The organism is Allostigmatella hybrida (assembly GCF_020103775.1).
Taxonomy (GTDB): domain Bacteria; phylum Myxococcota; class Myxococcia; order Myxococcales; family Myxococcaceae; genus Hyalangium; species Hyalangium aurantiaca.
This window is the reverse complement of the sequence record NZ_JAHXBH010000029.1, coordinates 26,908-45,101: the sequence shown is the minus strand read 5'-3', so window position 1 is coordinate 45,101 and position 18,194 is coordinate 26,908. Positions and strand designations below refer to the sequence as shown.

The window sequence follows — 18,194 nt, the reverse complement described above, 5'->3', positions numbered from 1 at the left end:
TCCCTGGGTTGGGGTGCGGTGTCAGGCCCCGACGAGCTGGTCGCGGAAGCCGTGAGAATCGATGGTGCGGATGGCCTCCAGCGTGCGCGCATCCGGCGGAGGGGTGACGGGCAGCGGCGAGGCCACCGAGAAGCTGAAGCCGGTGCGCTCGGAGATGCCCGCGGGGGTGGCCCAGGCGTGGCGGGCGTGCAGGCGCGCCCCTTCCGCGCCCAGCTCGAAGACGCCCAGGTCCGAGATGAGGCGCACTGGGCGGCGCGGATCCTGCGTGGTGGCCACCTGCACCTCGGGCACGAGGTTGCGGCGCGACTGCCGGGGGACAATCAAGACGGGCCTGCGCACCCACTGGCGGAGCGTGGCGGCGCCGGCCACGCCGGGGAACTTCACCCGGGGGCGCTCCAGGCTGCCCGCGGCCGTCATGTTCGTGCGGCCCCGGGCATCCACCTCGGCCGCGCCGAAGAAGACGGTGTCCACCCGGCCGCGCCGGGAGTGGTCGAAGAGGTCCGCGATGGTGACCTCCGCCGAGCGCCCGAGCAGGTAGCCCAGGTCCTCCGAGGAGGGCAACAGCGTGGGCAGGTCCGGATCCAACGCGCCCACGCACGCCAGGTACGTGAGGCGGGGCGCGTGGGTGGCGCGCGCCACGGCGATGGCGAGGATGGCCAGGGGCGAGGCGACGCCCGTGGCGACCACGGCGCCATCCTCGATTTCGCGCGCGAGCAGGGCGACGACCGTCTCGGCGGGGGTGGCTTCAACAGGGGTGCTCATGCGGCCCTCCGGGCGGCCAGCAGGCCATCGAGGAACTCGGCTTCGCGGCCGGCCTCCGCCAGCTCCAGGTAGCGCGCGAGCGCGGCGTCATCATGCGGGTACAGGCCCAGGCACCCGGTGGGCAGCGCGCCGCGCGGGACAAGCGACACGCTCTCCACCTGGAAGCCGGGCACGGTGACGCGCGACAGCTTGGGCACGCGCGTCTCGGCGGTGGCGATGACCCGGCGCGCGGCGCCCGCCACGAGCAGGTCCGTGGTGGGGTCCTCGATGAAGAGGTTGCCGCGCTCGTCCGCGGCCTGCGCGTGCACCAGCGCCACGTCCGGGTAGAAGGCCTGCTCGACGGGGAGGCTCTGGCCGGTGAAGGGGTCCACCACCGTGCGCGGGGGCTCGGCCGAGGCCAGCGCCGACACGTCCGTGTCCGGGGCGGGCAGGAACGGCAGCCCCATGGCCGCAGCGCGCAGCCGCTGCACCACGCGGTACCCATCGTGCTCGCGCCAGGACAGGCGGTTCTGCTCGATGGCGCGCTTGAGGCAGGGCATGGGGCGCACCCGGCCCTCCAGGTTGAGCGCGCCGAAGGGCAGCTCCACGTGGGCCAGGCACCCGCCGGCCACGAGGAACTCGGCGGGCAGGGGGTTGGGCAGCGACAGGACGCGCAGGCCCCGGCGCTGCTGGGCGATCAGCTCCAGCACCAGCGCCATGGGCGCCCGGCCGAGCATGAAGCCGCCGGGGGCGAGCCACGCGCCGTCCGGAATGGATGCAACCGCCTCGGCCAGGGGCCGCCAGCCGTGGGTTTTCATGATGCCTCCTCTTTCGGAGCGGGGGGGGGGAGCAGCGACAGTCCCGGGGCCGCCGTGCCCGCGGGCGCGAGCCCCACGAAGAACAGATCCACCATGCCGTCGGAGATCTGCTGCTCGGTCAGCCGGCCGTCCGGCTTGAACCACTTGTAGACCCACAGCACCATGCCCAGGAACGAGAAGGCCACGATGGTGGGGTCCATGGGGCGGAAGCGGCCGGCCTTCACCGCCTCGGCGAACGCGTCCTCGATGAAGCGCACGTAGCGCTTCTTGCGCCCGTCGATGTACTCGCGCGCCTCGCCCGTGAGCGTGGCGTGCTCGTGCAGGATGATGATGACCTCCTTGCTCACCCCTTGCGTCACCAGCTCGATGTTGCGCCGCATGCACGAGCGCAGCCGCTCCACCGGGTCCGCGATGTCGCGCACCTTTGCCAGGACCTGCTCCTCGAACAGGTCCATGCCGTAGTTCATGATGGCGAAGAGCAGCTGCTCCTTGTTCTGGATGTGGTGGTAGAGCCCCGCCTTCGTCATCCGGCACGCCGCGGCGATCTCCTGCATGGAGGTGCCCTCGTAGCTGCGCTCGCAGATGAGCCGCGCGGCCGTCTCCAGGATGAACCGGTACCGCTCCCCGTCATCCGGCTTGCGTCCCACGGGTGTCATGAATTGTCCTCCACCTGAGCGGCCCGGCCGGAATTGACCTACCGACCGGTCGGTAACACAGGCTGACGCACAAGGTCAACACCGCAGGCGCGCGGTGAATCGAGGACAAGACAGGGGCTGGCGGGGGGAGAAGCGGGGATCAGCCGCCCGCGGCGGGGCGGGCGGCGAGGGGCGGGTTACTTGCCCGGGGAGAGCACCTGGAGGCGCTCCATGGTGCGCACCAGCCGGTCCACATCGCCCATGATGGTGTAGTGCGAGGCGGCCTTGCGCAGGTGCTCCCGCGCTTCGATGCGCAGGTCCATGCGTTCGTAGGTACTGGCCAGGCGTTCGTGGAGATCCGTCCGCTTGGGTTCGAGCCACAGGGCCCACTTCCAGAGGGCCGTGGCCCTGAGGAAGATTCCATCGTTCTCGCGAAGGTCTGCTTCGCGCAACAGATCATCTAAAGTGCGTCGCTGTCGGCCGCGCATCCGGTCCCTCACCGAGGGCGGAATAAGCCAGCAATTGGCTCCGCCGCGCAAGGCCCCCCCCTCCCCCCCCTCTGGACCCCTGTGTAGGTGAGAGGCTCACTGGCAGAAGTTTGTGGCCGGTGGGCGTTGGGGCTGTGACAGTCTTTGCAACCCCCATGAGCCCTGACGCCTCGCGCCTCCTGGAGTTGCTGTGGAACCGCTACGCCGCCGAAGTGCCCTTCGCGCGGACCTTCGTGGAGCTGTCGGGCGGCAGCTTCCGGAATGACCACGTGGCCTTCCGCTCCCTGGCCCGGCCGGGCGGAGGCATGGCCCGCTTCGAGGCGATTTTCGCGCGCCTGGGCTGGAAGCGCGCCGGGGAGTACACCTTCCCGGAGACGCACCTGTCCGCCCTCTACATGGCCCACCCGGAGGGGCTGCCCCGGGTGTTCCTCTCCGAGCTCAAGGCGGAGGAGCTGTCGCCCCGCGCCCGGGAACTGCTCGCCATGCTGCCCGAGGATCCGCCGCCGCCCGGGGACGTGGAGGCGCTGGCCGGCTGGTTCGGGGCGCCGCCGCCGCCCCGGGAGGCCGCGCTGCTGGAGCTGGAGCAGGAGTCCCAGTACGGCGCGTGGCTGCTGGCGTTCGGCCGCAAGGTGAACCACTTCACCGGCGCGGTGGATGACGTGGAGGCGTGGCAGCAGCGCATGCGGGAGGCGGGCGTGCCGATGAAGGCGGCCATCGAGGGGGAGCGGGGCGGGGTGCTGCGGCAGACCGCCACCCACGCGGCGCCGCTCGGCGTGGCGCTCCAGGAGGGGGGCCCGCGCGCCTGGCCCTACGCCTACTTCGAGATCGCCCAGCGCGCGGCCGGGTTCGACGGCTTCCTGGGGCCGCAGGCGCGCGCGCTCTTCGAGATGACCCAGCGCGCCCGCTGACGCTCAGGGCTCCGGGGACGTGGCGGGCGGGGCCACGAGCGAGGTGAGGATGTGGTCCCTCCAGCGCCCGTTGATGAACAGGTAGTCCCGCGCGTAGCCGTCCACCGCGAACCCCAGCCGGCGCAGCACCGCCGCGCTGCGCAGGTTCTCCGGCAGGTGGGTGGCCTGGATGCGGTGCAGGCCCAGGGCCTCGAAGGCGTAGGCGCACGCGGCCCGGAGCGCCTCGGTCATCAGCCCCTTGCCCTCGTACCGGAAGTCCAGCCCGTACCCCAGCTCGCAGTTCTGGAGGGGGCCGCGGCGGATGCTCGTGAAGCTCACCGTGCCCAGCACCGGGGCGGTGGACGCCGGCGCGTCCTTCGGCAGCAGGTAGAGCCGCAGCGCCATGTCGTTGCGGAAGTCCTCCCGGTCCTGCGCCAGCCGCGTCCGCCAGTACATCAGCGTGAAGAACGTGGGCGGGCGCGCGGGCGAGACAGGGCCCAGGTGCTTCTCGTTCACCTGGTGGTAGGCCAGCACACGTCCGGCGGCATCCGGCGGCAGCATCACGAGCCGCAGCCGCTCGGTGTCCAGCACCACCGGGCCGAACTCATGGGCCGGGCCGGAGCGGGAGAAGCCCCGGGGCCCCTCCAGGACGAGACGATTCGTACCCATGTCCCGGAGACTAACTGAAAAGAGAATTTGAGAGATAGCGTGATTTTCCGGTTATGTCGGAAAGTGGGGGTCAGCGTGGCACCCCCGGACCGCTGCCGCCGATGCCGGTGGGCTCGTCGCGCTGGAGGATGATTTCTACGCGGCGGTTGTTGGCGCGCCCCTCGGCGGTGCCGTTGCTGGCCACCGGGCGGTACTCGCCCATGCCGCGCACCTCGACGCGCCCGGCGGGCACGCCCTGCGTGACGAGGAAGTCCCGGACGCGCTCCGCGCGGCGCAGGGACAACATTTCATTGGTGTGGTCCGAGCCCTGGGCATCCGTGTGGCCCTCGATGGTAAGGGTGTTGCCGGTGGGCTTCAGGGCCTCGGCCACCTCGACGAGCCTGTCTCGCGCGGAGGGCAGCAGGTCCGTGGCCCCCGAGGCGAACAGCACGCTGCCCGAGAGCGTCAGCACCGTGCCGCGCGCGTCCTCGCTCACCTTCACCTCGCCCTGGCGCGCGAGGTTCTCCAGGGCCGTGGCGGCCTGGGCCTCGGCCTGGGCCCGGGCCTCGCGCTCCTGGGTGGCGCGGGCCTCGGCCTCGGCGCGCGCGCGCCGCTCCGCCTCCAGCTCCTGCTCCACCTGGGCCAGGCGCTGGGATTGGGCGGAGGCCTCGCTCTGCTGGCGCTGGGCCTGGGCGAGCCGGTCCATCTCCTCCTGGCGGCGCTGGGCCTCCTGCTGGAGCTGGGCGGTCTGCGACTGGAGGCGCCGCGCCTCGGCGAGCTGCGCCGCCTCATCCCGGAGCCGCCGGGCCTCCAGCAGCTGCTGCTGGGCCGCGTCGAGCTGGGCCTGGGACTGCCGGCGCTGCGCCTCCTGCGTCTGCCGCAGCGCCTGGGCGGCCACGGACCGCTGGTGCTGGGCCACGGCGATGCTGGCCTGGGTCTCCGCGAGCTGCGCCTTGCGCAGCGCCACGTACGCCAGCGAGCGCGTCTTCGCCGAGTCCTTGGAGCGGTCGTACTCGCGCTCGGCCGCGAGCAGCGCGTGGTACGCCTCCGTCAGCGGCTCCGCGCTCTGCTGGCGCACCGTGGGGTTCACCGAGACGCGCTGGTAGGCCGTCCGGGCATCCACGAGCTCCCGTGGCGGCGGGCCGTGTGCCATGCACCCCGACATCAGTCCGGCGGCCCCCGCACAGCCCCACACCCATCGCTTCCACCGTTGCATGCCGTGACTCCCCTCGCTTCAGCGCAGTCCGCGCCGCAGGCGCTCGGCCTGTTCGGCCAGTTGCCGCGCTTCGTTTTCCAGTGGCACCGCCTGGGCCAGCGCGAACGCCAGCCGCGCATCCGCCACCGCCTGCCGCAACTGAAGGTCCGCCGCCTCGTGCTCGCCCCGGGCCATCAGCGCCTCGGCCTGGAGCACCTGCTGCTGGGCGAACCCCAGGTAGGTGGCGGCCTCGGGCACCCCGGCCGCCCCGGCCTCCCGCGCCGCGCGCACCGTCGCGGTGGACTCGGCCAGCCGGGCCGTGGGGGCCTCGGACTTCACCTGGGCCGTGGCACACGCCGAAGCGCCCAGTGCCAGGACCGCGGCCAGAAGCGTGTTGCGCATGGTCTTCCCTCCGGGCAAAACGCCCGGGATGCCGGGCCACCCCATGGCCCATGAGGTGGGGATGGAAGGACAGGCCAGCAACCCGCCTCGCGCGAGGACGCTTGCTCTCCAGCCTGCCCGGTTGCCAAGGTCTCCCCCATGCGCCTGCACCTGGTTGACGGAACGTATGAGCTGTTTCGCGCGCACTTCTCGCCCCGCCCGGGGCATGAGGCGCCGGATGGGCAGGACGTGAAGGCCACCGTGGGGTTGATGTCCTCGCTGCTCGCGCTCCTGCACGACAAGGCCGAGGCGGTGACGCACCTGGCCGTGGCCTTCGACAACCCCATCCGCTCGTTCCGCAACGCGCTCTTCGCGGGCTACAAGTCCGAGGAGGGCGTGCCCCCGGAGCTGCTCGCGCAGTTCGACCTGGCCGAGGAGGCCGTGCGCGCGCTGGGCGTCACCGCCTGGTCCATGAAGGACCACGAGGCGGATGACGCGCTCGCCACCGCGGCGGCGCGCTGGGCGGATCAGGTGGAGCAGGTGCGGCTGCTCACCCCGGACAAGGACCTGGGCCAGTGCGTGCGCGGCCAGCGCGTGGTGCAGGTGGACCGGCGCCAGGAGAAGGAACTGGACGCGGAAGGGGTGCGCGCGAAGCTCGGCGTGCCCCCGGCGAGCGTGCCGGATCTGCTGGCGCTGGTGGGGGACGACGCGGACGGCATCCCCGGGCTGCCGGGCTTCGGCGGGAAGGGCGCCGCCGCGTTGCTCACGGCCTATGGCCACCTGGAGGCCATCCCGGCCGAGGCGGCGGACTGGTCGGTGCGCCCGCGCGGCGCGGACCGGCTGGCGGCCACGCTCCGGGAGCACCGCGAGGAGGCCCTGCTCTACCGCCGGCTCGCCACGCTGGTGACGGACGCGCCGCTGAAGGAGTCCCTGGAGGCGCTCGCGTGGAAGGGGGTGCCCCGGGCCCCCTTCGAGGCGATGTGCGACCGGCTGGGGCTCACCACCCTCAAGGCCCGTCCCAAACGGTGGGCGGAGACGGGCGGCATCTGAGAGAATGCGCCCGGCTCCTGCCGGGTTGACACCATCCATGCTTCCTCAGCTCAAGACGCTCCCCACCGAAGACGACTGGATTCCCTCGCTGGAGGACACCCCCTTCCAACGCATCGGCGGCGAGGCGCAGGTCATGGCGCTGGCGGGCGCCTTCTATGACGCCATGGACGCGGACGAGCCGGCGCTCGCCAAGCTGCACGCGCTCGATGCGCACGGCCGGGTGAACGCGGGCACGCGGGAGCGCTTCGGCCTGTTCCTGGTGGGCTGGCTGGGCGGCCCCCAGCACTACGTGGAGCGCCACGGCCACCCGCGCCTGCGCATGCGCCATGGCCACGTGCCGGTGGACATCGCCATGCGCGATGCGTGGCTGCGCTGCATGCGCAAGGCGATGGATGCGCGCGGCGTGACGGGGGGCCTGCGGCGCTTCCTGGAAGAGCGCTTCCAGCACACCGGCGACTTCCTGCGCAACACCGAGGGCTGAGCTTTCCTGGGGGCCCATGGGGCGCCGAGGCCCCCAGAGGTTCCCCATTTCACGGACAAGCGGGGTCGGGATTCCGCTGAAGCTGGAATGTGAGGGCTTTGGCCTGTCTGCCGGTTGCTCCGGGCGTGGGTTCGGCTAAAGCGGGGTGGGTGAACGCGACCACAGCAGCGCCGGAGCCCCTTCCCGAGGCACCGGACACCTTCAAACGCACGGCGACGCTGGCCCTGGGGGCCCTGGGCATCGTCTACGGGGACATCGGCACGAGTCCGCTGTACGCGTTGCGAGAGTGCTTCAGCGGGCCGCACAGCATCGCCCCGACGCCCGAGAACGTGATGGGGGTGCTCTCGCTGCTCTTCTGGTCGTTGTTCCTCCTCATCTCGATGAAGTACCTGCTGTTCGTGATGCGGGCGGACAACCGGGGCGAGGGCGGCATCCTGGCGTTGATGGCGCTGGTGCTGCAGCGGCCCCGGGGCGTGCGCTCGCCGCACCCGGCGCGGCCGGTGCTGGTGGCGCTGGGGCTGTTCGGCGCGGCGCTGCTGTATGGGGATGGCATCATCACCCCGGCCATGTCGGTGCTGAGCGCGGTGGAGGGCCTGAGCGTGGCCACGCCGCTCTTCCAGCCGTACCTGCTGCCCATCAGCCTCATCATCCTGCTGGGGCTCTTCGTGTTGCAGCGCAAGGGCACGGCGGACATTGGCGCCCTGTTCGGGCCGGTGATGACGCTGTGGTTCGTCACGCTGGCGGTGCTGGGCGTGAAGGAGCTGCTGCAGAACCTGGCGGTGCTGGGGGCGCTGTCGCCGGTGCACGGGGTGCGCTTCTTCCTGCACAACGGGGCGCACGGTTTCCTGGTGCTGGGCTCGGTGTTCCTGGTGGTGACGGGCGGCGAGGCGCTCTACGCGGACATGGGGCACTTCGGCCGCAAGCCCATCCGCATGGCGTGGTTCACGCTGGTGCTGCCGGCGCTGATGCTCAACTACCTGGGGCAGGGGGCGCTGCTCCTCCGGGCACCGGAGGCGGCGCGCAACCCGTTCTACCTGCTGGCGCCCTCGTGGGCGCTCTACCCGCTGGTGGGGCTGGCGATGATGGCGGCGGTCATCGCCTCGCAGGCGCTCATCTCGGGCGTCTTCTCGCTGACACGGCAGGCGATGCAGCTGGGGTACTGCCCGCGCATGGAGGTGGTGCACACCTCGGCGGAGGAGATGGGGCAAATTTACCTGCCGGGGCTGAACTTCCTGCTGCTGGGCGGGGTGGTGTGCCTGGTGCTGGGCTTCCGCTCCTCCAGCGCGCTGGCGGCGGCGTATGGCATCGCGGTGGCGGGCACGGCGACCATCACCACGGTGCTGGCGTACGTGGTGGCGCGGGAGCGCTGGGGCTGGAAGCGCCGGGTGGCGCTGCCGCTGGTGGGGCTGTTCCTGGCGGTGGATGTGTCGTTCTTCTGCGCCAACGCGGTGAAGATTCCGGATGGGGGCTGGTTCCCGCTGCTCCTGGCGGCGCTGCTCTTCACGCTGCTGACGACGTGGAAGCGCGGGCGGGAGATTCTGGCGGCCAAGCTGCGCGAGGCGAGCATGGAGCTGAAGGGGCTCCTGGACAGCCTGAGCGGGGACCATTCGCCGCACCGGGTGCAGGGCACGGCGGTGTTCATGACGGGCAACCCCGAGGGCACGCCGCCGGCGCTGTTGCACAACCTGAAGCACAACAAGGTGCTGCACGAGCAGGTGGTGCTGTTGACCATCCTCTCGGAAGAGGTGCCGCACGTGCCCCCCTCGGAGCGGGTGGAGGTGGAGCCGCTGGAGCAGGGCTTCGTGCGAGTGATTGCGCGCTACGGCTTCATGGAGAACCCGAGCATTCCGGACATCCTCAAGCGGGGACGGGAGCAGGGGTTGCAGTTCCAGCTGATGAGCACCTCGTTCTTCCTGGGACGCGAGACATTGATTCCCTCGAAGAAGCCGGGGATGGCGATCTGGCGCGAGGCGCTCTTCGCGTGGATGAGCCGCAACGCGCGCAGCGCCACGTCCTACTTCCGCATTCCGCCCAACCGCGTGGTGGAGCTGGGTACGCAGGTGGAACTGTAGCGGCGAGCGGTGCCTGCGAGGGGGCGGTGAATGCTCGCGTTGATCCTGCTGCTGCTGACGTCTCAGGTCCCCGCAGTGCCTGGGGAGACCTCACTGGTCTCTTCGTGCAAGCAAGGGATGGCGAGTGCGTGCGCGGCCCTTCGGCAGGTGGATCCGAAGAAGGCGGCCGAGGCCGAGCGGGCCTACCGGGTACTGAAAGCCGCGGAAGAGTCGAGGGACGCGCAGGCGTCCAACGCGGAAGCGGAGGTTGCCGCCAGTGCTCCGGAGCCCCCGGATTGCAAGGGCCAGAATCACCACGTCATCTCCCGTGTCATCGCCAAGCAGTTGGACCGGCACCCAAACCTTCGAGGTTTGTACAAGCCTCGGGATAGCCGGTTCGTCGCCAAGGCAAAGGACGAGCAAGCGCACTGTGGTTACCAAAGCTGGCACCGCGCTGTAGATCGCGAGATTGTTGAATGGCTCGTGGAGAATACGAGGGCGACACGGCAGCAATTCGAGCAGCGTCTTCGTGAGATCTACAGCCGCCCGGACATGCGTGAGAGGTTCCCAAATGGCTTCTGAGCGTTCCTTCAGTCCAAGTTTTTTCGTACTGAAGGATGGACTACACGGGCCTTACGACACGCAATTCGATACAGCAGGGCCTGACAACTTGGGAGAGGCTCCTCAATGCGCGAAATGTGGAGGCTTCCTTGGGATGCTGACGTGGTTGCCGCCCTACCGTGTGGAGTTGGAGCTCTACGGCGAGCACTTGGGAGACTTCGTCCGAGGGCCCGGCGACAGCTTCTTGATCTCTGAGCGCATGGCCACGGTGTTCCAAGCGGAGGGCTTGACTGGGCTAGAGGGCTTCCATCCCGTGGATGTGACGCGGGTGCGCAGGATGCGCAAAGGCCTCAAGCCTGCCGTGGTGCCTGCTTATCGCGTCGTCACCCCCTGCTTTGGACGAGGCTATCTGGATGATCAGCGCAGCCGGCTGCGGTACGCGAAGGCCAGAACGTGCTCCGAATGCAGGTTCGCGGACCTGGAGACCATTCATGGCTTCGTGCTGGAGCCGGGCTCTTGGGCAGGCGAGGACGTGTTCCGGGCGCGGGGCCTGCCCGGCGTGCTCCTCGTGTCCGAGCGCTTCGCGGAGCTGGTGACACGTCAGAGCTGGACGAATATGACGCTGATTCCCACGGAGGAGTACATCCGGGAGCCTCACGGTTTGTCCTCCGGCGGGTAATGGCGCCTGCAGCAACGCATTACACCTCTTTGAATCTCGTTCCTGTGGCTCCGGTTCGTTCGAGGGCTGCCTTGAGTTCCTCGGAGACGATGAGCGCGATGGTCCATCCCCACGTGCGGAAGATCTTGACCTTGACGATCTTTGACGGATCGACGCGCATCCCATGGACCCCTTGGTACTGCCCCACCTTTTCGGGCCGTCCATCTTCCGGCGCCCAGTAGGACACTTCCTCGGATGCTTCGTCGTCGATGCACTTCGCCACGCGGGTGGCATTCAGGATGACGAACTGATCCGGTTGCCCATCAATATCCACTGGGAAAAGCTGAACATGATGGGGGGCCAGCTCTTTCAGCAGCGAGGCTGCCTTGAGGTGCATGACCGGAGTGGCGCCAATCCCCGCGAGGGAGAAGTCGAGGGGACTCCCGCGAAGCGTGACGGGCACCCTGATGCGGCCATCCAGATGGACCGGGACCCCGGTTTTGAACATCCACGGGTCGTCCACCTCTCGCCCCTGCTGATCCACGGGCCCCCCCAGCTCCCACCGCCCGGGGATGCTGACATCATCCGTCAGCCGGAAGTACCGCTCTGGCATGGCGAAGTTCCTAGCGCGGTGCGCCTTGGGTGACCAGCGAGTCACCGGAACACTCCCCGGTTGGGGTTGCTCTTACCCACCCTCGATACCCATGGCTGCCTGCCTGGGTGCTCTTCGGGGGATGAGCCGTTCGGAACAGTGCGGATGGCGGAGGGCGCCCCAAGTTTTCAGTCCCCCCGGAGGGGGGCCCTGGTATGCCGGTGCGTGCATGCCCGCGCGGCCCAGCTCGGAAGGATGGAGGCATGAGTTCCGGTAGCACAGCCGAGGAAGTCTTCGCGGAGGGTGGCGAGATGGGCGCCCTCATGCGCTCCTTCGACTGGGCGAAGACGGAGCTCGGTCCCGTGGACACCTGGCCCCCTGCGCTGCGCACCATGGTGGGCGTGGTGCTCAGCAACCGCTTTCCCATGGCGATCCGCTGGGGCGAGCGCCTGCTCCAGCTCTACAACGACGCCTACCGCCCCATCCTCGGCGACAAGCACCCCGCCTTCCTGGGCGCCCCCGCCTCCAAGGTCTGGCCGGAGATCTGGAGCTTCGTGGGCCCCCTGCACGAGCGCGTCCTGCGCCACGGCACCTCCGAGTGGGCCGAGCACTTCTTCCTCCCCATGCACCGCAAGGGCTTCAGCGAGGAGACCTACTTCACCTTCTCGTACAGCCCCATCCCCGAGGGCTCCGGGCGCTATGGCGGCGTGCTCGTCACCGCCCAGGAGACCACCAGCCAGGTGCTCAGCGAGCGGCGCCTGCACACCCTCCAACAAGTCTCCGCCAGCTCCTTCCAGGCCAAGCGCGTCGAGGACGCGGCCCAGCGCGCGGTCCGGGCGCTCGGCGACAACCCCAATGACGTGCCCTTCGTGCTCCTCTACCTGTGCGAGCAGGATGGCAAGCAGCTCTCCCTGGCCGCCTCCACCGGGCTCCCCGCCGGGCACGCGCCCCCGCCCGGGCGGCTCGGCCTGGAGCTGTTCAAGGAGGGCGGGCCCCTGGCCGGAGGGCTCTCGTCGCGTGAGCCCCTGGCGCTCGCGGCCCTGTCTCAGCACCTGGGCCTGGCGCTCCAGCCCGAGGCGCCGCGCGCCGCCACCCAGGCGGTGGTGCTCCCCCTGGAGGGCGGGGCCGAGGGGGGCGCTCCGGGCTTTCTCATCGCGGGCCTGAGCATCCGCCTCGAGTATGACGCGCAGTACCGGGGCTTCATGAGGCTCGTCGCCGGCCACATCGCCACGGCCATCGCCAACGCGCGCGCCTACGAGGAGGAGAAGCGCCGCGCGGAGACGCTCGCCGAGCTGGACCGCTCCAAGACCGTCTTCTTCAGCAACGTGAGCCACGAGTTCCGCACCCCGCTCACGCTCATGCTCGGCCCCGTGGAGGACGTGCTCGCCTCGGACCGGCTGGCGCGCGAGGAGCGCGAGGCGCTGGAGCGCGTCCACCGCAACGGCCTGCGCCTCTTCAAGCTCGTCAACACGCTGCTGGACTTCAGCCGCCTGGAAGCAGGCCGCATGCAGGCCAGCTACCAGCCCACGGACCTCGCCGCCCTCACCGTGGGCCTGGCCAGCGCGTTCGACTCCGCCGTGGCCAAGGCCGGGCTGCGCCTCGTGGTGGAGTGTCCTCCGCTGCCCTCCCCCGTGTGGGTGGATCCGGAGATGTGGGAGAAGGTTGTTCTCAACCTCGTCTCCAACGCGCTCAAGTTCACCTTCGAGGGAGAGATTGGTGTCGCGCTGCGGTGGCGGGAGGACCACGTGGAGCTGTCCGTGTGGGACACCGGCACGGGCATTCCCCCCGAGGAGCTGCCGCGCGTCTTCGAGCGCTTCCACCGCGTCCACGGCGCCAAGGGCCGCAGCCACGAGGGCAGCGGCATCGGCCTGTCCCTGGTGCAGGAGCTGGTGAGGCTGCACGGCGGCACCGTCCGGGCCGAGAGCACCCTGGGCCAGGGCAGCACCTTCACCGTGTCCCTGCCGGCCGGCTCCGCCCACCTGCCGCGGGAGCGGCTCGCCGCCTCGCGCGCCGCGGCCCCCGCCAGCGCGCGGGTGGCCCCCTTCCTCAACGAGGCCACCGGGTGGCTGGGCAGCGCGCGGCCGGAGCCGGAGGAGGCCCCGGTGCCGCCCCCCGAGGTCCCCCGGGCCCGGAGCCAGGCGCCCCAGGGCCATATCCTGCTCGCCGACGACAACGCGGACATGCGCGACTACGTGCGGCGGCTCCTGGAGTCGCGCTTCACCGTCGAGGCGGTGGCGGAAGGCCGGGCGGCGCTCACGGCGGCCGGGGCCCGCGTGCCGGACCTGGTGCTCTCGGATGTGATGATGCCGGGGCTGGATGGCTTCGGGCTCTTGCGCGAGTTCCGCGCGAACCCGAGGACCGCGGCCGTGCCCTTCATCCTCCTGTCCGCGCGCGCGGGCGAGGAGGCCACGGTGGGCGGGCTCCAGGCGGGGGCCGATGACTACCTCGTGAAGCCCTTCAGCGCCCGGGAGCTGCTGGCCCGGGTGGAGGGCGCCCTGCGCCTGGCCCGCGAGCGCGCCGCGCGGGAGCGCCTGGCCCGCGAGCGCGCCGACTTCGAGCAGCACCTCATCGGCATCGTCAGCCACGACTTGCGCAACCCCCTGGCCGCCATCACCATGTCGGCCGCGACGCTCCTGCGCCGCACGGACCTGGAGGAGCGCCAGCGCCGGCCCATCGGCCGCATCTTCGCGTCCGCGGAGCGCGCCAACCGGATGATCCGCGACCTGCTCGACTTCACGCAGGCCCGGCTGGGCGGGGGGCTCCCCCTCCAGCCGCAGGTGCTCGACTTCCATGCCCTGAGCCAGCAGGTGGTGGATGAGCTCCAGGTGGCGTACCCCGAGCGGGTCATCGCGCTGGAGCGGGGCGGGGCGGGGCGGGCCTTCTGGGATGGGGACCGGACGGCGCAGGTGCTCACCAACCTCATCAGCAACGCCCTGCACTACAGCCCCCCGGGCACGCCCGTGCACGTGCGGGCGGACGAGGAGGGGACGGAGGGGGTGCTGGAGGTCCACAACGAGGGGGCGCCGATTCCGGCGGAGCTGGTGCCGCGGCTGTTCCAGCCCATGCAGCGCGGGGACAAGGAACGCAACACCGTGGGACGCAGCGTGGGACTGGGGCTCTATATCGTGGACCACATCGTGAGGGCCCATGGGGGCCGCGTGGAGGTGAAGTCCGTGGAAGGGGAAGGGACGCGGTTCACGGTGCGCATGCCCCTCACGGTGGCCGCGAGCGGCGCGGGAGGCCCCCCATGAGCGGCACGGCGCACGTCCTCGCGGGCGGCGGGGAGATGGGGGCGTTCATGCGCACCTTCGACTGGAGCCAGACGCCCCTGGGGCCCGTGGCCGGCTGGCCCCCCGCGCTGCGCACCTCGGTGAGCACCATGCTCGCCTCGCCCTACCCCGCGGCCCTGTTCTGGGGCGAGGCGTACGTGCTGCTCTATAATGATGCGTTCCGTCCCGTGTTCGGCACCAAGCACCCCGCGGCCCTGGGGGCCGCCGCGGAGCAGGTGCTGAGCGAGTCGTGGAACGTCCTCGGCCCCATGCTCGATCAGGTCCGCACCTCACGGCAGGCGTCGTACACCCAGGAGCAGATCCTCTTCCTGGAGCGGCGGGGCTTTCCCGAGGAGTGCTTCGTCACCTGGTCCTACATTCCGACCCAGGACGAGGCGGGCCACTTCGCGGGCATCTTCATCCTCGCGAACGAGACGACGCGGCAGACGCTGGCCGAGCGGCGCATGCGCGCCATCCGCGAGCTGTCCATCCGCACCGCGCTGGAGAAGAGCGTGGAGGGCGTCTTCCAGGCCGTGCAGTCCCTGCTGGCGCAGCCCCGCGCGGACCTGCCCTTCTCGCTGCTCTACCAGGTGGAGTCCCACGGCGCCCCCCGCGCCCGGCTCGTCTCCTGCACGGGGCTGGAGCCGGGAAGCGCCCCGGCCCCGGCGCGGCTGAACCTCGCCGACGTCCCGGTCTGGCCCGTCCAGGAGGTGGTGCGCTCGGGCCAGCCGGTGCTGCTGGAGGACCTGGGCGAGCGCTTCGGCGCGCTCGACGTAGGGCCCTGGCCGGAGCCGGTCTCCCGCGCGCTGGCGATCCCCCTCTCCTGGGAGCGCAGCGGGGAAACCACCGCGGTGCTCGTGGCGGGCTTGAGCCCCCGGCTCGCGCTGGATGAGGACTACCGGGAGTTCCTGCAGCTGCTCGCGCGCCAGGTGGCCGCGGAGGTGGCCCGGGTGCGCGCCTACGAGGAGGAGAAGCGGCGCGCGGAGCAACTGCAGACGTTGGATGAGGCGAAGACGGCCTTCTTCAGCAACATCAGCCACGAGCTGCGCACGCCCCTGACGCTCATGCTGGGGCCGCTGGAGGATGCGCTGGCCGACGGGGAGGAGGCCCTGCCGCCGCGCCACCGCGACCGGCTCTCGCTGGTGCACCGCAGCGGGGGGCGGCTGCTCAAGCTCGTCAACACGCTGCTCGACTTCTCACGGCTGGAGGCGGGCCGGGCCAAGGCGGTGTATCAGGCCACGGACCTGCCGCACTTCACCGCCGAGCTGGTGAGCCACTTCGAGTCGGCCATCCGGCGCGCCGGGCTCAAGCTCTCCCTGGCGCTGCCGGCGCTGCCCGGGCCCGTCTGGGTGGACCGGGAGGCCTGGGAGAAGGTCGTCTTCAACCTCCTGTCCAACGCGCTCAAGTACACCTTCGAGGGGGGCATCACCGTGTCCCTCCGCGCGGAGGGCGCCGATGCCGTCCTGGCCGTCCGGGACACTGGCACCGGCATCGCGGAGGAGGCCCTGCCGCACGTGTTCGAGCGCTTCCACCGCGTGGAGGGCGCCCGCGCGCGCAGCCACGAGGGCAGCGGCATTGGCCTGGCCCTGGTGCAGGAGCTGGTGAAGCTGCACGGGGGGCACATCGCCGTGCACAGCGTGCTGGGCCAGGGCAGCACCTTCACGGTCCGCGTGCCGCTCGGCAAGGAGCACCTGCCCCGGGAGCACGTGCGCTCAGGAGGCCCCGGGAACGCCCCCGCGGGACAGGGTGCTTCCTACCTCGAGGAGGCCCTGGGCTGGCTGAAGGAGCCCGGCCCCGCCCCGGCCCCGTTGCCCCGGGAGGCCCCGCTGGCCGCGCGGGTCCTGGTGGTGGACGACAACGCGGACATGCGCGCCTACATCACGGGGCTGCTCCAGCCCTCGTTCGAGGTGGTGGCCGTGGCGGACGGCATGGAGGCGCTGGAGTCGCTCCGGGCGCGGACGCCGGAGCTCATCCTCTCGGATGTGATGTTGCCGCGGCTGGGCGGCTTTGGCCTCTTGCATGAGGTGCGGGCGAAGCCCGAGTGGAAGGCGGTGCCCTTCATCATGCTGTCGGCCCGGGCCGGGGAGGAGTCCTCCGTGGAGGGGCTGGAGGCGGGCGCGGACGACTACCTGGTGAAGCCCTTCAGCGCCCGGGAGCTGCTGGCGCGGGTGCGCTCCAACCTGGAGATGGCCCGCCTGCGCCGGGAGGCCGCCGTGCGCGAGGCCAACGCGCTGAGCCTCCAGGAGGCGGTGCACGCCCGGGACGACTTCCTGTCCGTGGCGAGCCATGAGCTGAAGACGCCCCTGGCGGCGCTGCGGCTGCAGACCGAGGCGCTGGAGCGGACCCTGCCCGCGGAGGTGCGCGCGCAGGTAGGCGAGCGCTTCTTCGCGGTGCGCCGGCAGACGCAGCGGCTCGCGGGCCTCATCGAGACGATGCTCGACATCTCCCTGGTGGCCACGGGCCGGTTGCAGCTCAAGCCCGAGCCCCTGGATTTGGCCGCGCTCGTGGCGGACGGCGTCGCCCAGCAGCGCGAGGAGATGGCCCGGCAGGGGTGCTCGCTCACGCTCGAGTCGGAGGCGAGCCTGCCCGGGCGGCTGGATGCGATGCGCATGGGGCAGCTCGTGCAGAACCTCCTGTCCAACGCCATCAAGTACGGCGCGGGCAAGCCCTTAGAGGTGCGGTTGTGGCACGTGGGCCCCTTCGCGCGCCTGGAGGTGGTGGACCACGGCATTGGCGTGGCGCCCGAGAACCGCGCGCGCATCTTCAACCGCTTCGAGCGCGCGGTGCCCGTGCGCCACTACGGCGGGCTGGGGCTGGGGCTGTGGGTCTCCCGGCAGGTGGTGGAGGCCCATGGCGGCGCCATCACCGTGACGGACACGCCCGGCGGTGGCGCCACGTTCATGGTGGAGCTGCCCCTGGATGCCCCGGCGCTCAAGCCGCCGGGCAAGAGGTGAGGCAGACGGGGCTCACGCCTCGTCGAGCAGCACCGGGGAGAAGCCCGCCGCGTCGCACGAGGCCAGCACGTAGCGCACCCCGGCGCGCTCGCCGGTGAAGCCCGCGGCGATGCCCGCCGCGTGCAGGTGGCCGTAGACGCACACCTTGGGCTGGAAGGCCTCGATGGGGCCGCTGAAGGCGGTGGGCCGCTCGTTGGCGTAGACGGGCGGGAAGTGCACCGCCACCACGCGCCGCAGCGGCGTGGGGCTCTGCTTCTCCTTCTTCAGCGCGTCTTCAATGGAGGTGTTCAGCCGGCGCGTCTCGCGCTCCACGTAGCTCAGGTCCGCGGCCTCGTCCCCCATCTCCCCGCCGGGCATGGGCGGGGCCTCGGGCGCGGTCCACAGGCGCGTGCCGGCGATGAGCCACGGCCCCATCACCACCGCGCAGTTCTGCAGGAAGGCCTCCAGCGTGGAGAAGGGCTCCAGCAGCTTGCGCAGCTTCGAGGCCGAGTCCCCCCACCAGTAGTCATGGTTGCCGCGTACCAGCACCTTGCGCCCGGGCCGCTCGTTCAGCCACTTCAGGTCCTCCAGCACCTCCGGCGGCCGCGTGGCCCAGGAGATGTCCCCCGCGACGATGACGATGTCCTCGGGGCGCACCTTCTCGTCCCACGCGCGCTGCAGGGGCAGGGGGTGCTCCGCCCACCCGAAGCGGTGCATGTCCTTGTTCCGGGTGGAGGGCAGGTGGGTGTCGCCGATGGCGAAGAGACGCATGGCCCCCTCATACCAAGCCCCCTGCCTCCGGGCGG

General features: G+C 71.1%; 17 protein-coding genes. 8 read left to right on the top strand and 9 right to left on the bottom strand.

Annotation, left to right across the window (positions count from 1 at the left end; genetic code table 11):
• Positions 1-21 precede the first annotated feature (21 nt).
• The 4 genes from KY661_RS30670 to KY661_RS30655 all read right to left on the bottom strand — a co-directional run bounded on the left by KY661_RS30670 (position 22) and on the right by KY661_RS30655 (position 2,646).
• A complete protein-coding gene (locus tag KY661_RS30670) occupies positions 22-762 on the bottom strand; it encodes a CoA-transferase subunit beta (protein WP_225413577.1) in 741 nt (246 codons plus the stop codon).
• Positions 759-1,559 (bottom strand): CoA transferase subunit A, encoded by an 801-nt coding sequence (locus KY661_RS30665; protein WP_225413576.1) that lies wholly within the window; start codon positions 1,557-1,559, stop codon positions 759-761. Before KY661_RS30665 ends, KY661_RS30670 begins: the two co-directional genes overlap by 4 nt.
• Entirely contained in the window at positions 1,556-2,215 is a 660-nt protein-coding gene (locus KY661_RS30660) for a TetR/AcrR family transcriptional regulator (RefSeq protein WP_225413575.1), read from the bottom strand. Before KY661_RS30660 ends, KY661_RS30665 begins: the two co-directional genes overlap by 4 nt.
• Before the next feature lie 176 nt (positions 2,216-2,391).
• Positions 2,392-2,646 carry a hypothetical protein gene (locus KY661_RS30655; protein WP_225413574.1) on the bottom strand — a complete coding sequence of 85 codons (255 nt, stop codon included), beginning with the start codon at positions 2,644-2,646 and terminating at the stop codon, positions 2,392-2,394.
• Between the two features lie 191 nt (positions 2,647-2,837).
• On the opposite strand from KY661_RS30655, the gene KY661_RS30650 reads away from it, so the two are divergent.
• Complete coding sequence (locus KY661_RS30650) at positions 2,838-3,590, top strand: DUF1338 domain-containing protein (protein ID WP_225413573.1); 753 nt, start codon at positions 2,838-2,840, stop codon at positions 3,588-3,590.
• A gap of 3 nt (positions 3,591-3,593) precedes the next feature.
• Here the strand turns inward: KY661_RS30650 and KY661_RS30645 are convergent, their stop codons facing one another.
• The 3 genes from KY661_RS30645 to KY661_RS30635 all read right to left on the bottom strand — a co-directional run bounded on the left by KY661_RS30645 (position 3,594) and on the right by KY661_RS30635 (position 5,814).
• Complete coding sequence (locus tag KY661_RS30645; protein ID WP_225413572.1) at positions 3,594-4,238, bottom strand: GNAT family N-acetyltransferase; 645 nt, start codon at positions 4,236-4,238, stop codon at positions 3,594-3,596.
• Between the two features lie 70 nt (positions 4,239-4,308).
• Positions 4,309-5,433 (bottom strand): OmpA family protein, encoded by a 1,125-nt coding sequence (locus KY661_RS30640; protein ID WP_225413571.1) that lies wholly within the window; start codon positions 5,431-5,433, stop codon positions 4,309-4,311.
• 18 nt (positions 5,434-5,451) lie between these two features.
• On the bottom strand, positions 5,452-5,814 hold the full coding sequence (locus KY661_RS30635; protein WP_225413570.1) for a DUF4398 domain-containing protein: 363 nt from the start codon (positions 5,812-5,814) through the stop codon (positions 5,452-5,454).
• Positions 5,815-5,952: 138 nt separating this feature from the next.
• On the opposite strand from KY661_RS30635, the gene KY661_RS30630 reads away from it, so the two are divergent.
• The 5 genes from KY661_RS30630 (at position 5,953) to KY661_RS30610 (ending at position 10,615) form a co-directional block, all read left to right on the top strand.
• Positions 5,953-6,843, top strand: coding sequence for a 5'-3' exonuclease (locus tag KY661_RS30630; RefSeq protein ID WP_225413569.1), 891 nt, complete (start codon positions 5,953-5,955; stop codon positions 6,841-6,843).
• A gap of 37 nt (positions 6,844-6,880) precedes the next feature.
• Positions 6,881-7,324, top strand: a complete 444-nt coding sequence (locus tag KY661_RS30625) for a group II truncated hemoglobin (RefSeq protein ID WP_225413568.1) — start codon at positions 6,881-6,883, stop codon at positions 7,322-7,324.
• A 149-nt stretch (positions 7,325-7,473) separates the two neighbouring features.
• Complete coding sequence (locus KY661_RS30620) at positions 7,474-9,396, top strand: potassium transporter Kup (RefSeq protein ID WP_225413567.1); 1,923 nt, start codon at positions 7,474-7,476, stop codon at positions 9,394-9,396.
• Between the two features lie 30 nt (positions 9,397-9,426).
• Positions 9,427-9,957 carry a Wall-associated protein precursor gene (locus KY661_RS30615; RefSeq protein WP_225413566.1) on the top strand — a complete coding sequence of 177 codons (531 nt, stop codon included), beginning with the start codon at positions 9,427-9,429 and terminating at the stop codon, positions 9,955-9,957.
• A gap of 133 nt (positions 9,958-10,090) precedes the next feature.
• Positions 10,091-10,615 carry a hypothetical protein gene (locus KY661_RS30610; RefSeq protein WP_225413565.1) on the top strand — a complete coding sequence of 175 codons (525 nt, stop codon included), beginning with the start codon at positions 10,091-10,093 and terminating at the stop codon, positions 10,613-10,615.
• 19 nt (positions 10,616-10,634) lie between these two features.
• Here the strand turns inward: KY661_RS30610 and KY661_RS30605 are convergent, their stop codons facing one another.
• A complete protein-coding gene (locus KY661_RS30605; protein WP_225413564.1) occupies positions 10,635-11,207 on the bottom strand; it encodes an imm11 family protein in 573 nt (190 codons plus the stop codon).
• Positions 11,208-11,449: 242 nt separating this feature from the next.
• Here KY661_RS30605 and KY661_RS30600 point away from each other — a divergent pair, with 242 nt between their 5' ends.
• On the top strand, positions 11,450-14,437 hold the full coding sequence (locus tag KY661_RS30600) for an ATP-binding protein (RefSeq protein WP_225413563.1): 2,988 nt from the start codon (positions 11,450-11,452) through the stop codon (positions 14,435-14,437).
• Positions 14,434-17,409, top strand: a complete 2,976-nt coding sequence (locus tag KY661_RS30595) for an ATP-binding protein (RefSeq protein WP_225413562.1) — start codon at positions 14,434-14,436, stop codon at positions 17,407-17,409. The genes KY661_RS30600 and KY661_RS30595 overlap by 4 nt, the downstream gene beginning before the upstream one ends.
• 12 nt (positions 17,410-17,421) lie before the next feature.
• On the opposite strand, the gene KY661_RS30590 is transcribed toward KY661_RS30595, so the two are convergent.
• Positions 17,422-18,159 (bottom strand): metallophosphoesterase, encoded by a 738-nt coding sequence (locus KY661_RS30590; protein WP_225413561.1) that lies wholly within the window; start codon positions 18,157-18,159, stop codon positions 17,422-17,424.
• Positions 18,160-18,194: the final 35 nt, after the last annotated feature.

Coding starts and splice junctions, on each gene's coding strand:
- KY661_RS30600 (WP_225413563.1), top strand. CDS start 11,450: ATGAGTTCCGGTAGCACAGCCGAGGAAGTCTTCGCGGAGGGTGGCGAG.
- KY661_RS30665 (WP_225413576.1), bottom strand. CDS start 1,559: ATGAAAACCCACGGCTGGCGGCCCCTGGCCGAGGCGGTTGCATCCATT.
- KY661_RS30630 (WP_225413569.1), top strand. CDS start 5,953: ATGCGCCTGCACCTGGTTGACGGAACGTATGAGCTGTTTCGCGCGCAC.
- KY661_RS30635 (WP_225413570.1), bottom strand. CDS start 5,814: ATGCGCAACACGCTTCTGGCCGCGGTCCTGGCACTGGGCGCTTCGGCG.
- KY661_RS30660 (WP_225413575.1), bottom strand. CDS start 2,215: ATGACACCCGTGGGACGCAAGCCGGATGACGGGGAGCGGTACCGGTTC.
- KY661_RS30605 (WP_225413564.1), bottom strand. CDS start 11,207: ATGCCAGAGCGGTACTTCCGGCTGACGGATGATGTCAGCATCCCCGGG.
- KY661_RS30670 (WP_225413577.1), bottom strand. CDS start 762: ATGAGCACCCCTGTTGAAGCCACCCCCGCCGAGACGGTCGTCGCCCTG.
- KY661_RS30640 (WP_225413571.1), bottom strand. CDS start 5,433: ATGCAACGGTGGAAGCGATGGGTGTGGGGCTGTGCGGGGGCCGCCGGA.
- KY661_RS30645 (WP_225413572.1), bottom strand. CDS start 4,238: ATGGGTACGAATCGTCTCGTCCTGGAGGGGCCCCGGGGCTTCTCCCGC.
- KY661_RS30590 (WP_225413561.1), bottom strand. CDS start 18,159: ATGCGTCTCTTCGCCATCGGCGACACCCACCTGCCCTCCACCCGGAAC.
- KY661_RS30610 (WP_225413565.1), top strand. CDS start 10,091: ATGCTGACGTGGTTGCCGCCCTACCGTGTGGAGTTGGAGCTCTACGGC.
- KY661_RS30615 (WP_225413566.1), top strand. CDS start 9,427: ATGCTCGCGTTGATCCTGCTGCTGCTGACGTCTCAGGTCCCCGCAGTG.
- KY661_RS30625 (WP_225413568.1), top strand. CDS start 6,881: ATGCTTCCTCAGCTCAAGACGCTCCCCACCGAAGACGACTGGATTCCC.
- KY661_RS30595 (WP_225413562.1), top strand. CDS start 14,434: ATGAGCGGCACGGCGCACGTCCTCGCGGGCGGCGGGGAGATGGGGGCG.
- KY661_RS30650 (WP_225413573.1), top strand. CDS start 2,838: ATGAGCCCTGACGCCTCGCGCCTCCTGGAGTTGCTGTGGAACCGCTAC.